This is a genomic window from Mesorhizobium sp. WSM4312 (genome assembly GCF_002294875.1).
Classification (GTDB): Bacteria; Pseudomonadota; Alphaproteobacteria; order Rhizobiales; family Rhizobiaceae; genus Mesorhizobium.
In genome coordinates, this window is record NZ_NSFU01000036.1 from 9,507 (window position 1) to 24,785 (window position 15,279).

Annotated in this window: 7 protein-coding genes; all 7 read left to right on the forward strand. The window is 59.6% G+C overall.

Annotation, left to right across the window (positions count from 1 at the left end; translation table 11 throughout):
* Positions 1-73 precede the first annotated feature (73 nt).
* The 7 genes from CK228_RS33500 (at position 74) to CK228_RS33530 (ending at position 15,024) form a co-directional block, all read left to right on the forward strand.
* Positions 74-5,659 carry a DUF3320 domain-containing protein gene (locus tag CK228_RS33500; RefSeq protein ID WP_063169424.1) on the forward strand — a complete coding sequence of 1,862 codons (5,586 nt, stop codon included), beginning with the start codon at positions 74-76 and terminating at the stop codon, positions 5,657-5,659.
* Between the two features lie 71 nt (positions 5,660-5,730).
* The gene (locus tag CK228_RS33505; RefSeq protein ID WP_063169423.1) at positions 5,731-6,990 is read left to right on the forward strand and encodes a DNA repair exonuclease; all 1,260 of its coding nucleotides are present in this window, start codon (positions 5,731-5,733) and stop codon (positions 6,988-6,990) included.
* Positions 6,987-10,460: an AAA family ATPase gene (locus CK228_RS33510; protein WP_063169422.1), complete on the forward strand. Its 3,474-nt coding sequence runs from the start codon at positions 6,987-6,989 to the stop codon at positions 10,458-10,460. The genes CK228_RS33505 and CK228_RS33510 overlap by 4 nt, the downstream gene beginning before the upstream one ends.
* Before the next feature lie 323 nt (positions 10,461-10,783).
* Positions 10,784-11,950 (forward strand): ABC-three component system protein, encoded by a 1,167-nt coding sequence (locus tag CK228_RS33515; protein WP_063169421.1) that lies wholly within the window; start codon positions 10,784-10,786, stop codon positions 11,948-11,950.
* Positions 11,947-12,459, forward strand: coding sequence for a three component ABC system middle component (locus CK228_RS33520; RefSeq protein ID WP_063169420.1), 513 nt, complete (start codon positions 11,947-11,949; stop codon positions 12,457-12,459). Before CK228_RS33515 ends, CK228_RS33520 begins: the two co-directional genes overlap by 4 nt.
* Positions 12,460-14,433 carry a DUF3732 domain-containing protein gene (locus tag CK228_RS33525; protein WP_063169419.1) on the forward strand — a complete coding sequence of 658 codons (1,974 nt, stop codon included), beginning with the start codon at positions 12,460-12,462 and terminating at the stop codon, positions 14,431-14,433.
* Positions 14,434-14,457: 24 nt separating this feature from the next.
* Positions 14,458-15,024: a hypothetical protein gene (locus CK228_RS33530; protein WP_063169418.1), complete on the forward strand. Its 567-nt coding sequence runs from the start codon at positions 14,458-14,460 to the stop codon at positions 15,022-15,024.
* Positions 15,025-15,279: the final 255 nt, after the last annotated feature.

Genomic DNA, 15,279 nt, shown 5'->3' on the forward strand with positions numbered 1-15,279 from the left:
CACGGCTGTTTTTTCTTGCGCGAACGCTCTACGCGGGCTCTAGCTGGTTCTCCTTTCAAAGGGGATGTAAGTCTTGGACGTAAAACAGTCAGTCTTCCAAAGCGATCTCCCTCTAAAGGAGAAACTCGAGCGCGCCAGGATGGAGTTGCTCGATCTTTCCGCCCGCAATCGACTTTTGAATGTGCCGCGGTTTTCCAAGAGCGCGAAGACGATCGATATCGTCGATGAGAAGTCGTCCGAAATTTATCGATTGCTGGTGACCGAAGGAAAGGCTTTTACCTTCCTGGCCGGCAAGCCCGATAGGCCGAAAGCGGGCCAGGATGAAAGCAGCCCTCCAGACGAAGAGATCGACTATTCCCCCGTCGCTCTCGCCCAACCAGAGGACGATGGAGTCGATAACAGAGGGATATCCGCGCGGCACTCGGACACCAAGCTGCAGACGCGTATGACCCCAACTGGGCTGCAGCGGCGGCTCCTTGATCTCTACCATGATGCCCGCACACTCGAGGAAGAGCAGGGCGTCAATATCCTCTTTCTGGCCCTTGGAATGCTGAAGTGGATTGACCCGAACAACAAAGAGAACATCCGTCAGGCCCCCCTCATTTTGGTGCCGGTTCGGCTTGAGCGAGGGGCCGCTGGAGAAAAATTCCGCCTACGAGCCCGGCCGGAAGATCTTACCGCAAACCTCTCCTTGGAACTCTATCTCGACCGCATTCACAAGCTCGCTCTGCCGCGTTTTGAGGTGGGAGATGACTTCGACGTCTCGGCCTATCTCGATGCCGTTGCCGAAGCAATTTCGACCAAAGAGGGTTGGGAGGTGCTTCGCGACGATATGGTGCTCGGCTTCTTCTCGTTTGCGAAGTTCTTGATGTACCGTGATCTGGATCCGGATCTCTGGCCCGATGGCGCAAAGATTATCGAACAACCGAAGATCCGCTCGCTTCTTTCAGATGGTTTCGAAACACGCGAGCCGCTTATGTCGGACGACATAGCGATTGATCCGCACATTGCGCCCGCCGAAATGTTGCATATCGTCGACAGTGACAGTTCTCAGACACTGGCGATCCATGACGTCAGAAAAGGTCGCGACCTCGTTATCCAAGGTCCGCCTGGGACAGGAAAATCGCAGACGATCGCAAACATTATTGGGTCGGCCGTTGCCGACGGAAAGACCGTGCTGTTCGTGGCCGAAAAGATGGCAGCGCTGGAGGTCGTCAAGCGACGGCTTGACACTGCTGGGGTGGGGGACGCCTGCCTTGAGCTGCATAGTAACAAGGCGAACAAGCGCATGATGCTAGAGGAGCTGCGGCGAACCTGGCAACTCGGATCGCCCAGGGGCCAGCTTCCTTCTTCCCTAACTGATCGCTTGCTGGAGGCTCGCGATAAACTCAACGCACATGCTGCACGAATGCACGTTGCGTTCGGAGCGTCCGAACTCACTCCTTATCAGGTTCTCGGCCAGCTAACCCGACTAAGGCAGGTCGGTCAGAAACCAGTGGACATCGAACTTACGGATGCCACAAGCTGGACAACTGACGGCGTTTCGCAACGTCGCAAATTGCTCGATGAGGTCTCTCAGCGGATCAACGAGATCGGCTTGCCGATCCACCACCCGTGGCGGGGAGTTGGCCTGGATGTCGTTCTTCCAACGACCATTGAGAGGCTCGTCCCACGCATCGCGGCGTTGCTGGACCAAGCCAAGGCACTGCACGCCAAACTGGTCGGTATCGCTGAGCGGATCAAGGCCGAGCCTCCGAAAATTCTCAGCGACAGCGGCGAGATAGAAGATCGCGCTGAGCTTCTCGCGTCCGCGCCTGGACTTCCTGCCGAGGCGCTCGTCTCGCCGGTATGGGATGAGCGTCCGAAAGACATTTCATCGCTTCTCTGGTCAGGAACGGATTTCGCCCGCAAGTCCGAGGAACTTTCGGAGCAGTTGGCGGCAACGGCTATCGACACGCCAATTGAAGGTCTCGAGACAGAGCTTGCAAAGCTTCCCTCGGAATTTCCGAAAGATGGTTTCCATCGTGCGCGACAGCTCACCATTCTGCTCCCACGCTTGAGGGAAGAAGCTGAGCGCCTGAATCAGGAACTCGGATCGGCGATATTGCCAGACACGTTGGCAGGCTTGCTCAGGCTGGCCGTGACCGGCGAGCGAGTAGCGGCAGCACCTGACGCAAGTCCGGAGGCCTTCGCAGCCACCGTTTGGGACTCCGGACTTGAGCAGGCAGGCGACCTTGCCGACAGCGTAGCGACGCTTGAGGCTGCCAGAGCCGACCTTCAGGGCAAGGTTGTTGACGCGGCGTGGAGCACCGAGGTGGCCGCGGCGCGGCAGGCGCTCGCCACACACACGGGAATATTGAAAGCATTGAACGGCGACTACCGTCGCGCCACAGCACTTGCGCGGACTATTGTGGTCGACCCTAGCGCGCCTGCGACGCAGATAGTTGGTCTCCTCGACCTTTTGATGAAGGGTCAGGCTGCCGCAGCAAGAGTCCGCGAAGGCGACGCTTTTGGCCGTTCCGCCTTCGGGGCAGATTGGCGTGGGGAGCGATCGGCTTCCGCGCCACTGCTCGCGCTAGTGGAGTGGATGCGGACTCTACGAGGGCTAGGCCCCGAACCTCGGATTATCGCCGGCCGGATGGCGGAACGCTCCGAGGCCGGTGCGCGTGCAGCGCGCGTTCGCAAGGTTATCGAAATCGGTCGGCCAATTATCGAAGGTTTCTGGAACGATCTCGGGCACCTCGCGTCATCCATGCTAGGCGACGTGGCTTCCGCCGAGCGGGCCTCGCTGCAACTGATGGAAGCGAAGGCGAGCACTGTAGCTCAAGCCGATGATGCGTCACGACAGGTTCTGACTGACGTTCCGGATCTAATCACTGAGCGGGTGGAGCTACTGCGCCGACTAGGCAGACTACAAGCACTTGCTCAAGGGATCGATGCGGGAGAGAGCCTTGGCAAGTTCGTATTCGGCTCGTCGTGGCACGGTCGAGGATCCGATTGGGCCGCTCTCACGCAAGCCGAGCTTTGGCTGAAAGAAAATGGCTCGATCCGACATCTGGCTGCGCGGTTGCCTGAAAGAATCGAGATCGCAAACTCGGCACGTTCAGCACGTGAAGCGGCCCAAGCGGCAGCGCGGGAATTGAAGGCGCTTACAGGGGATTTGAAAGCCGATGCTCCCTCCTTGTTTGGAGTAGTCGATTTTCCGGACGTCGCGATAGGCGAGGTCGTTTCTCGGCTGCAGGGTTGGCTCGATCATCAGGAGCAGCTCTCGAAATGGGTTGCCTATGAAGAGCGATCCGAAACGGCCCGAAAGGCTGGACTGGGACAGTTGATAGACGGCCTAGCCAACGGCCAGATTACAACAGGATCGGCTCGATCAGTTTTTGATATGGCCTACTACGAACGAATGTTTCTGGCGATGGCGACCGATGAGCCGGAGCTGGCAAGGTTCGACGGGGAACTGCATTCCAGGGCTGTACGTGACTTCGCAGATCTGGACCGCCAGCGCATCAAGGCCGGCGCCATCGAAGTTGTAACGGCTCATCACCGGAAAATTCCTTCAAGAGACGGCGGAGCTGGACCTGTCGGACTGCTTCGTTCTGAGATGGCGCGCAGACGAGGCCACATGCCCATCCGGCAATTGATGCAGAAGGCAGGCCCTGCCATCCAGGCGCTGAAGCCAGTGTTCATGATGAGCCCGCTTTCGGTGGCGCAATTCCTGTCGCCCGGCCGGATGTCCTTCGATCTGCTCGTGATGGACGAGGCGTCTCAGATCCAGCCCGTGGACGCACTTGGCTCGGTCGCCAGGGCCAGTCAGGTGGTCGTCGTTGGCGACGAACGCCAACTGCCACCCACGACATTCTTCGCGAAGATGACAGGCTCGCAGTCTGAAGATGACGAGGGTGAGGGCGCGCAGGTCGCCGACATTGAAAGCATCCTCGGCCTGTTCACGGCCCGCGGCTTGCCGCAGCGTATGCTGCGCTGGCACTACCGTAGCCGTCACCAATCTCTAATCGCAGTATCGAACAGCCAGTTCTACGAGAACCGGCTTTTCATCGTGCCAAGCCCTTATACCCAAGAGGCAGGTATGGGGTTGCGGTTTCATCATGTGCCGGAGGGGGTCTTCGATTCCGGCGGCACAGGAACCAATCCGGTAGAGGCGAGAGCAGTAGCGGAGGCGATCATCCGTCATGCGAAGGTGAACCCGCAAGAGACTCTAGGCGTTGCAACATTTTCGGTTAGCCAACGCCGCGCGATCCAGGATGAACTCGAAGCGCTGCGGCGACTAAATCCCGACACCGAGGAATTCTTTCACGCTCATCCAAGCGAGCCATTCTTCGTCAAGAACCTCGAAAATGTTCAAGGCGATGAGCGCGACGTGATCATGATCTCGGTGGGGTATGCCAAGAATGCCCAGGGATACATGGCCATGCGTTTCGGCCCTCTTGGCGCGGAAGGCGGCGAGCGTCGGCTCAACGTCCTCATAAGCCGCGCCAAGCGCAGCTGCGAAGTATTCGCGTCCATCACAGACGAGGACATCGACCTGGAGCGTGGCAAAGGGAAAGGCATCTTCGCCTTCAAGCTCTTCTTGCACTACGCGAGAACAGGGCGAATTTCGCTTGCCCAAGTCACGGTTCGCGAAATGGATTCAATCTTTGTAGAACAGGTAGCCAACGCGCTGATCGAAATGGGTTATCAGGTTCATGCTCAAGTGGGCATTGCCGGCTTCTTCATCGACCTCGCAGTTGCGGATCCAGAGAGGCCAGGCCGCTATATTCTTGGCATCGAATGCGATGGCGCAGAATATCACTCATCTCGCTCGGCCAGAGATCGAGACCGGCTTCGGCAGTCGGTTCTGGAAGACCATGGTTGGATCATCCATCGCATCTGGAGCGCTGACTGGTTCCAACGGCCTCGTGAGCAGCTGGAGCGAACCATACTAGCGATTGAGGCCGCCAGAAAAGAACTCGATGAGCGGGCCGAATTGGGGGTCCAGAGAAATCGAGCTGTAGCCGTGCAGGTTGTTACGGTCGACCGAGGCAACGTGACGGAAATCGGTCTCGAAAGCACAAACGGATCCGAGACACCCAATCGAGCCTACGAAGAGGCCGAACTAAAGCGACCGGGATCGTTCGAACTCCACGAGACGCCCAGCGGAATCATGGCCGGACTGGTCGAGCAGGTCGTGGCTACAGAAACGCCAATCCATGTCGACGAAATAGTTTCGCGTATTCGGGACGCCTGGGGTCTGCAGCGGGCCGGTGGCAGGATTCAGGATGCAATCGAGCGGGGGGTAAGCATAGCACAGAGAGGTGGTTCAGTAGCCCGTCGAGGCAACTTCTGCTTCAAGCCAGGTGTTCCTGTTCGTCTCAGGGATCGCAGTGGGGTCGTGTCCGCTGGATTGCGCAAGCCCGAAATGATTGCGCAGGACGAGGTCGCCCAAGGCGCTATGGAAGTCGTGAAATCCAACCTCGGTGCGACAGAGGAAGAAATCGCCACAGGCGTTGCCAGGATGCTGGGCTTCAAAGCCACAAGCGCACAATTAAGGCAGCTGATTTCAGCTGGGGTCGCCGATTTGGTTGCCAAAGGAGTGTTACGGTCCCAAGACGGCTTGTTGGTGGCCGGCGAATCCGCGAGCGAGAAATTAGCTGAAGTGTAACGGGGCGCTGCAGCGCCCTCGTTGCAATTTCTGTCGAAGCTCGGAACACCTCTTTTGCTGGCGGAGGCCGAATGGCATTTCGATTCGTACACACGGCCGATATTCATCTCGACTCGCCGCTTCGTTCGCTGGCGATGCGAAATCCCGATCTTGCCGGGCTGGTGGGCGACGCCAGCCGCCAGGCATTCGTTTCGATAGTGGATCTCTGCCTTGAGGAACGTGTGGCCGCGTTGGTCATTGCTGGCGACCTATACGATGGCGACCAGACTTCAATGAAGACAGCGCGGTTCTTGGGCGCGCAGATGACACGCCTGCACCAGGCCGGCATCATGGTTTTCAAGATCCGCGGTAATCATGACGCCCTGTCGCGGATTTCCAAACAGCTGGTATTTCCCGACACCGTTACCATCTTTGGTGGTCGTGCTCAGTCGGTATTGCAGACAGCCGGCGGTCTGGACGTCGTATTCCATGGTTTGAGCTTTGCGAACCCTAAGGCGCCGGACAGCCTGTTAACCAAATATCCGGCGGCTCGTGAAGGGGCCGTCAACATAGGCATCATGCATACCAGTCTGGCTGGATCGCCAGGTCACGACGTTTACGCGCCCTGCAGCATCGCTGACTTGCACGCCCACGGTTTCGACTATTGGGCCCTCGGCCACATCCATGCTCGCCAAGTCCATCCTGGCGCCAGTGCCGTGGTGATGCCGGGAATACCGCAGGGGAGGGATATCAACGAGGCCGGTGAGAAATCAGTCACCCTGGTGACGGTGCGCCACGACCGTTCGGTGGAGATCGAGGAACGGCTGACCAGCGTTGCGCAGTTCGAACGGGTGAGCGTCGACCTTACCGGAGCGGTGGAGTGGCCCGAGGCCGTCGCGCGTGTTCGCTTCGCACTCGAAGAGATGCGGGCAACCGTCCGATCGCGTCATGCTGTGGCTCGCATTGGCCTGACAGGAACGTCACCACTGATGTGGGCGCTGATCCGCGACAGGGACCTCCTTCTTGCCGAAGCCGAACAGGCTGCGGAACAGCTAGGCCATACGTGGGTGGAGAAGCTCGAGCTTGACCTCGCGCCGCCTCGGACGGAGACCGCCGAGGATATTGCTGATCCGATTTTCGAACTCGAGCAATCAATGCGTGCCGATGCCACCTCGGAGGCCTTCCGCGCTGAGGCGAGGGCGTTCGTCCAAAAGATGGTCGCCGACCTTCCGGCCGACGGGCGGGATTTTGCTGGGACGGACGAAGCCGGGCTGGAACAGTTCCTCGATCAGGTGCTTTCCAAGGGCGCGGACTTGGTGACTGCCCGCCTTAAGGCCGGTGGATCGTCATGAGGTTGCGGCGCCTTGACCTCATTCGTTATGGAAAGTTCACCGATCGTTCGATCGACTTCGGACCCAAACCGGAATCCGGACCTGATCTGCATATCGTGTTTGGCCTGAATGAGGCCGGCAAATCGACTGCGCTTTCGGCCTATCTAGACTTGCTGTTCGGCATCGAGGAACGGAGCCGCTACAACTTCCTGCACGAGTACAGTGCCATGCGCATCGGCGGGGTGCTGGAACTGGCCGGCTCCGAACACACGTTCACGCGTACGAAACAGCGCAGTAATTCGCTATTGAATGCGACGGGCCAACCGGTAAGCGAGGTGGCGATCACGGCGCATCTCGCCGGTCTGTCGCGCGACGCCTACACGACGATGTTCTCACTCGATGACGAGACGTTGGAAGCCGGCGGAAAATCTATCCTGGAGTCGCGGGGCGACCTCGGCAAGCTTCTGTTCACGGCCAGCGCCGGTCTTGGGAACGCAAGTGATACGTTGAACGCCCTCGAGGCCGAAGCAGACGCTCTGTATCGGAAGCAGGCGCATGGAACCGAACTGGCGCTGTTGAAGAAGCGCCTTGTTGACGTAAAGTCGCGCAGGGATGCGATCGACACCCTTGCATCAACCTACGAGGGCCTGGAGGCCGAACGTCTCGATGCAGCGCAGCAGTACGGCCGAACCATCAGCGATCGGGCGGTGCTGGTGGCCAGGCTGGATACCTTTGCTCGTTACGTGCGTGCTGCGCCGATGCTGGCGGATATCCGGCGCAAGATTGCCCGGCTGGATCAGCTGCCGGACATCGCCTCCCCAGCCCGGACATCGACGGGAAGTGTCACCGAACTGATCGATGACGATGCCAGCCTCAGAACGCGGCTGTCCGCAAACATCGACGAGACCGAGCGCCTGGCGGAAAAAGTCACTGCGGTCGACGAGGACGAACCGATCCTGTCGATTTCCGAACGCATTCGCGGGCTGGCGGAGAGCAAGGTGCGCCATACCGCGGCTGGCTTTGACTTGCCCACTCGCAGGATGGAGCTGCAAATCCTCAACAACAGCGTGGCGAGCTGCCTTGCCGCCTTGGGCCGATCTTCCGAGGCGGATCCTGGCGCGCTGCTTCTGCCTGCCGTCACCGTTGGCGTCGTTCGCGCCATGGTCGAGCAGAGGTCCGGGATTGCTACCGGGATGCGTGCCGCTCGCGACGAAGCCGCGGCGGCACTCGATGCGCTGCAGGTGGCAAGGCAGCGGGTCGGCGAGGAAAGGGCGGTGCCCGAACCTGCCAGGGCAAGGCTGGGCTCGGCTTTGTCGAAAGCGCGAGCAAGCGGACACCAGGCAGAGATTAGGACGGCTCGCGAGGCGGAAGATGCGGGAACAATCCGATGGAAGGCGGCGCTCGCGCGCTTGCGTCCATGGAACGGAGATGCCCTCGCTCTCGCCAACGTCGCGGTTCCGAGCGCCGGGCAGATTGCCGCCTGGAAGACGGTAGCGTCAGAACTGGCAAGGAACACCGCCGTACTTGCCGAACGCCTTGCTGAATACGAGGGCAACCATGCCATGCTCGCCGCACGATTGGATGCCCTTCGTGCCTCGGGCGACATTGTCGACGATGAAGCGGCTACCGCCATCCGCCGAGTTCGCGATGATGCGTGGGCAACGCACCGCGCAGCGCTGACCGGTGACACCGCTGACGACTTCGCCGTGGCATTGGCGCGCGATGACATTGCCAGCGCAGGCCGGCTGGCCGGCGCGGCGGATCTGGCTGAGATCCGGGCAACTACGCGCGAGCTGGCCGAGGCCGCGGCCAACCTGTCACGCAACGGCATCCAACGCACACAGCTCGGCAAGGATGTGGATACCCAATTGTTGGAAATCCGCGCGGCCGCCAGGGACCTGCTCGGAGACGCCGTGGAACCTTCGTCTGAGCGCCTGATCGAAAGGATCGAGGATCAGATCGAGGCGCGCAGCGATGCGCTCGCTGCCTGGGAGCAGATCGAACTTGCTCGCTTGAAGGCCGAGCGAGCCGCTGACGCCGGCGAGCAGATACGCTTGGAAATGAGAGCAGTGCTGGGAAGCGTCGGCATTGTATCAGAGTCCAACGACACCCTCGAAGCAATCATGGCCATCGCGGAGCCGTTTCTGGATCGGCAGCGCAAGGTGGACGCCGAGTATGCCGAGGCGCTCAGAATGGTGAGCTCCAAAGAAGAGGATCTAGCGGCACGACGGGTTGCAGTAGGTGTGGCGGAGCGTCGCGAGGAGGAATGGCTGGCCGGCATTACCGAAGCACTCAAGGGAACTTGGCTCGAAAGCGGGCTCTCCGCATCCGGCGTCGGCACTGTGCTCGATCAATTGGCCGAACTTTCAAGAAGCCTGCAGGAACGGGACGACCTGCAGCTGCGTATCGACAAGATGGAGGCCGACAGGGCCAATTTTCTGGTCGAGGTCATCGCCGTTGCGGTTGAAGCCGACGAGCCGACGAAGGATACCGACCCGGAGCAGTTGGCCATCCGCCTTGCCGAGCGCCTAGAGCGTGCCGAGCGGACACGTGAAACGAAGGCAAGCCTCGGCAACGACCTGAAGCGCCTCAAGGAGGCGCGCGACATCCTCGACACTGAGATTTTGGCACACGAACGCCGCAAGAACGAGGTGCTGGGCGTCTTTGGTGTCGCCACTCTGCCCGAGGTAGTCGAACGCGATGAGCTGTTGCGTGAGCGCGATGGCTTGCGCACCACCGTCGCCGAACTTGAGGAACGGATAGTGGCGGAGCTCGCGGTCGACGGATTCGAGCAGGCCCGCTCGATCCTGGACGCGATCGATTTCGACGGCCTCGCGGTCGAGAAGGCTGAGGGTGAGCAGCGGCTTCGCCTGTTCGATGAAACCATCCAGCAACAGCTGATCCGGCAGACGCGCGCGGCCGACAAGCTGGACGCCATCGGCGGTGATAGTGCGGTTGCACGCCTGGATGCTGAACGGCGCACAACCCTGCTGGAAATCGAGGAGAAGGCCGTTCGCTACATAGAGCTGAAGCTTGGCATCATGTCGGCTGGCAATGCTTTGCGGATCTACCGTGAGAGCCATCGCTCCGGCATGATGGCGCGCGCATCAGACGCGTTCAAGCTAATGACGCGTGGCCAGTATTCGGGGCTGACAACCCAGCCTGTAAGAGGTGGTGAGGTTCTCATTGCTGTGCAGGGTGACGGGCAATCCAAGGTCACCGAAGCGCTTTCAAAGGGTGCACGATTTCAGCTGTACCTTGCCCTAAGACTCGCCGGTTATTACGAGTTCGCGCAATTTCGGCCCTCGGTCCCATTCGTCGCCGACGACATCATGGAGACGTTCGACCATATTCGCTCGGAGGAGGTTTTCAGGCTGTTCGGAGCGATGGCAAACACAGGTCAGGTCATCTACCTGACGCACCATAAGCATCTATGTGAAATAGCTGAGGCTGTCGTACCGGGAACGAGGATCCATCAACTCGCACAGTAATTTTCTCCGGAATACGTGAACGAACCAGTGAAGGACGCCGAATTTGACGGCAAGTATGCGCCCAAAGTCAGACGTTCCGGCAAACTTCGCGTTCGTCCAAAAGCGGACATATCGCCCGAGCCATAGACGGCCCCGATGTGCCCATAATGGACGTCCTGCAAATTCATTGTCCTGCCGAATCTGGACTTCGAGAGCTGGCCCTAAACAGCAATTGTATCGCGCCTAGCCGTCCTATCGCCGGGGCGCCAATTGTAAACAACGGCGAACTATACCAATATCGTTACTGGCTTCTTCCGGTGCGACTCGGGAGAACGGGATGGGCAATGAACGCGAAGACGCAAACGGGAAAACACAGCGCCGCTGGCCAATACCTCGGCTATGCGCTTCAACCTGTACGCCTTTGCTTTCACCTGCTCAACGCGCCTAGCGGCGCCTTGGTCTCTCTTGAACATTTAGACGATGTGGCGGTTCACCTGGTCGGCGGCGAAGTCGTTCTTGAGCAAAGCAAGAGCGCACTGAAGCAAAATCCGATATCCGACTGGGCTGCGGACCTGTGGAAGTCTCTGGCCAACTGGCTCAGCTTCATGGCGGCGGGAGAGATCGACCCGGCGACCAGCCATTTCCGGCTATATGTCACACCGGTGAAGGCGGGTGCCTTCGCGATCGCGCTGAACGACGCGAAAACAGATGCCGACGTGGAGGCGCTGGTCGCTAACCTCGCCAAAGCCCACAGCAAGCTGAAAGCTGCACCGGCATGCGACGCCGACGTCCAAGCTTTCCTGAACGCTGATGCGGCTCATTGCGCCGCCTTGGTCAAGAATCTCGCCGTTATCAGCGTCGATGCAGATCCCGTCGATCCGATACGCGCGATCTTCAAGCCGACGGTCTCTCCGCTCATCATCGACCTAGTGTGCGAACGCGCGATCGGCGCTGCGAAGGAGGCGGCGGACAGGCTGATTAGAGCTGGCAAGCCCGCCATCTTGGACGTGGACGCGTTTCAGGCCGAGCAAAGAGCATTTGTTCAGAAGAACAACCTTCCAGGGCTGCTGTCGTCTTTCACCAAGCAACCGCCTGTCGAGGCCATCGAACAATTGATCGCCGACCGTCCCGCCTTCGTCCGCCAACTCGAGCTGATCGAGGTGGGAGACGAAGCGTGCGTCCGGGCTGTTAGCGATTACCTTAGGACGCTCGCCGACATCTCGATCTGGGGCGAAAGCGGGCTAATCTTTGAGAAGAACCTAAGTGACTGGGACGATGATCTTGTCGGTCGCTATGAGCACGTCAGTGCAGAGGTGCACGACATACAGGCCGGACACCCCGCAACGGTTCGTGGTAGAATAGTTTACAGGCGCTGCGCGCAGTTGCAGCCTCCACTCGATGGTCGAGTCGTCCCCGGTCATTTCGTCCACGGATCATTCAACGCCCTTGCCCACGGCCTGCGCCTCGGCTGGCATCCCGACTACCAGACTCTTTTGGAGCCAGCGACTTGATTGAGGCTGGCCGATCGCACCTACCGCTCAGCGACCTCGCCCTTGTCCAGAATCCAGGACTTGGGGCTTTCGCATTGTGGCAATTTGGCCAAGGTTTCCAGGCTGAGGACGAACGTCCAGCGCCGTTCGCCTTGGCGTTTCTCGTGCTGCCAATCGTCCTGCATCGCGCAACGCTCGAAATCGTGACTTCGACAAACCGACCCTCTGGACTGGCGCTCTTCGCGGCCAAGCTCGGGAAGGAACGGGAACAACTCCTCGCCGTCCACGAGCGAGCGCTGCTGCTGCGTACTCTGACATTGCAATCGGCCGCTGTCGGTGTGAGCGGGCGGCTGCTGTCCGTGGATTACAAGGATGCTACTTTAAGAGCAAACGTACCAGAACCGAAACCGAGGAGGCTCGTCCTTCCAGAGCGCGTCAAGCACCTCGGACCTGCCTCGGAGAAATTGGGTTTCTGGTTTTCGAACCTGGGGACCGCGCAGGTGGCCAACCTGTTACGGGTGGAGTTCTAGATGTATTTCCAGCTTCGAAAACTGATCCTTTGGCCCCGCAATGGTGCAGCGCCGCGGGTCGTCAAGTTCGAGCCCGGTGTCGTCAACGTCATCAGCGGCGCGTCGAAGACCGGGAAGTCCGCCGTTATCCCTATTGTTGATTACTGTCTGGGCTCGGAGAAATGCGCGATTCCGGTGGGCGTAATCCGCGAGAACTGCAGCTGGTTCGGCATTCTGATCGAGACGCTGGAGGGCGAAAAGCTCTTGGCGCGACGCGAACCGGGGGACCAACAGAGCACAGGCGACATGGTGCTGCTGGAGGGCGCACAGGTCGAAATTCCGGAGACGATCACCGACAAGACCACCAATGTCGACACGGTCAAGCGCGCGATGAACCGCCTGGCAGGACTGACTGACCTCGACTTCGAACCAGGTACAGAGAATGGATTCAAGCAAAGGCCAAGCTTCCGCGACCTCATGGCCTTCACGTTCCAACCTCAGAACGTGATCGCCAATCCCGACGTGATGTTTTTCAAGGCCGATACGACGGAACACCGGGAGAAGCTAAAGACCATCTTCCCGTACGTTCTGGGCGCGGTCACGGCAAAGATTCTCCAGGCGCGGTTTGAGATCGATCGGCTCCAGCGCAACCTCCGCCGGAAGGAGGCTGAGCTACGCGCGATCGTGTCGGCAACTGGCGCTTGGCGGGCGGAGGCGGAGGCGTGGCTGCGTCAGGCAGTCGAACTTGGCCTAGTCGATTCCTCCACTGAAGTGCCGAAGGACTGGAGTGACGTTGTTGACCTGCTTCGGCGCGTGTCGAACAGCAACTCAAGTCTTGCTCGACCAAGCCTGGCCGGCATCGATGTGGTGCTGACGCGTCTGGAAACCCTTCGTGCGTCGGAAACTGAAATCGCCGCGCGACTTACCGAGCATCGTCAGCGCCTGAACGAACTGCGCCGTCTGGTGGAGAGCAGCGAGGCGTACGGCGACGCCATGCGCATCCAACGTGACCGCTTGGACCTTTCCACGTGGCTGAGGGACTTGGCCGACGAGTTCGCCGATCCGTTGGTCGCACTCGGGGACGGCGGCCGCGAGAAGGTCTTGGCCCTTTGCGACAACCTCGGCGGTCTGGAGATCCGACTGCGGACCCACCCTGCGATGTCTAACACGCTTGACAAGGAAATCCTGCGCCAGCGCGGCGCCGCTGAAGCGGTCCTATCTGAGTTGAACGATGTCCGTAGCGAGATAGCGGTGCTGGAACGGGACTCTGACGTCGCCCGAGACGAGGCCAATCGCTTCGATAGGCTTGAGCGCTTCCTCGGTCGATTGGAGCAGGCGTTGCACGTCTACGACCGCGCCGACCAGTCGTCGGATTTGCGGCAGGAACTCACCTCGCTGCAGGCCGATATTGCAACGCTGCAAAAGACGATCTCCGAGGCCGACATCCAGCGCAAGCTATTCAACGCGTTGCACCAAGTCTCCCATCATGCCAATCGGCTGATTCCGCAGCTTGACGCGGAGTGGCCCGAGGCCCCGATTAGGCTGTTGATTGAAGACCTGACCGTCAAGGTGACTAGGGGAACGCGTGAGGACTACCTGTGGGAGATTGGCAGCGGCGCCAATTGGCTCGCGTATCACGTCGCACTAATGCTTGCGCTGCAGCACTACTTCCTGGCCGAACCTCATCACCCAGTCCCTGGTCAGCTGATCTTCGACCAACCTAGCCAAGTCTATTTTCCTAAGCGGGCGGCGGGCGACGAGGGCCCCGACCTCATCGCGTGGAGGGATCAGGACGTGGTCGCCGTCAGGAAGGTCTTTGCGCTCCTAGGCGCTGAGGTCATGGCCGCGAAAGGTCGCCTCCAGATCATCGTGCTGGATCATGCAGATGAGGACGTCTGGGGCAAGCTTCCCGGAGTCAAGTTGATTGAGGAATGGCGTGGACAGGCCCTCGTGCCTCAGGCTTGGATTGCCGCCGCATCTTCCAACGGTGGATAATAATCTGCTGCCAGAGGAGAAGGCATGGCGAACGTGGACGAGATCAACCGTCTGACGGCCCTTGGCTTGAACGTCATCACAGCCATGGATGTCGCGGAAGGAAAACTAGACGAAGCCTTCGAGGTCGCCCGCGCTCAGGAGAAACGCAAGGTCGACATCTGGTGCAAAGGAAGAAAGAACATTCCGGTTGCACTGACTGCGATATGGGACTGCGATCCTGCAAACTTCTATCTCGCGTTCGACGGCGATGATCCCAGCGACCACGCTTCGACGGATTTCATTCTTATCGACGCTGATGTCACTGACGTTGGCGGCAGGCTTACCTACGCCGCCAGCAGGGACAAGGGTCCTTGGCATCAACGTTACAAGAGCAAGAGCTGTGGGATCGCCTACCGATGGCTGCATGGCCGCGGTGTCACACCGCCTTTGCTCGGCGAGTACCAAGGCCAAGTTCACATCGTAGGAGGCATGCACCGCTTCCATCTTGCCAAGCACTATGGGACGACGCGCATGCCATTCCTCGTCCGGAGGGCCGAACTAGCCGCAGTAATGGCGTTGATCCCCTCGGCGACCGACACCGCCAACTCGTAATGGCGGGGACTGCAGAAAAGAAGCGAATGAGTTGCGAACTTACCGGGATCACTCCCCGAAAGCTGACCGACGGCTTCCGGCCCCGTTGCGGCCATTCTTACTCCCGCACTTTGGCTTTTCCAGCGCTAAACCGGCCTTGGGCGATGAATGGAAACGGTCAGATGTTCCCGGTCTGTGCTCGAAAAGTCGCATAAAAGGGCAGACTGGTGTGACGTCCGGAATTATTGGGCCTTTCACGGGTTTACCGGTCCCGAA

Bases quoted from the DNA above. Each gene is read 5' to 3' on its own strand.
- CK228_RS33505 (WP_063169423.1), top strand. From the start codon at position 5,731: ATGGCATTTCGATTCGTACACACGGCCGATATTCATCTCGACTCGCCG.
- CK228_RS33510 (WP_063169422.1), top strand. From the start codon at position 6,987: ATGAGGTTGCGGCGCCTTGACCTCATTCGTTATGGAAAGTTCACCGAT.
- CK228_RS33515 (WP_063169421.1), top strand. From the start codon at position 10,784: ATGAACGCGAAGACGCAAACGGGAAAACACAGCGCCGCTGGCCAATAC.
- CK228_RS33525 (WP_063169419.1), top strand. From the start codon at position 12,460: ATGTATTTCCAGCTTCGAAAACTGATCCTTTGGCCCCGCAATGGTGCA.
- CK228_RS33530 (WP_063169418.1), top strand. From the start codon at position 14,458: ATGGCGAACGTGGACGAGATCAACCGTCTGACGGCCCTTGGCTTGAAC.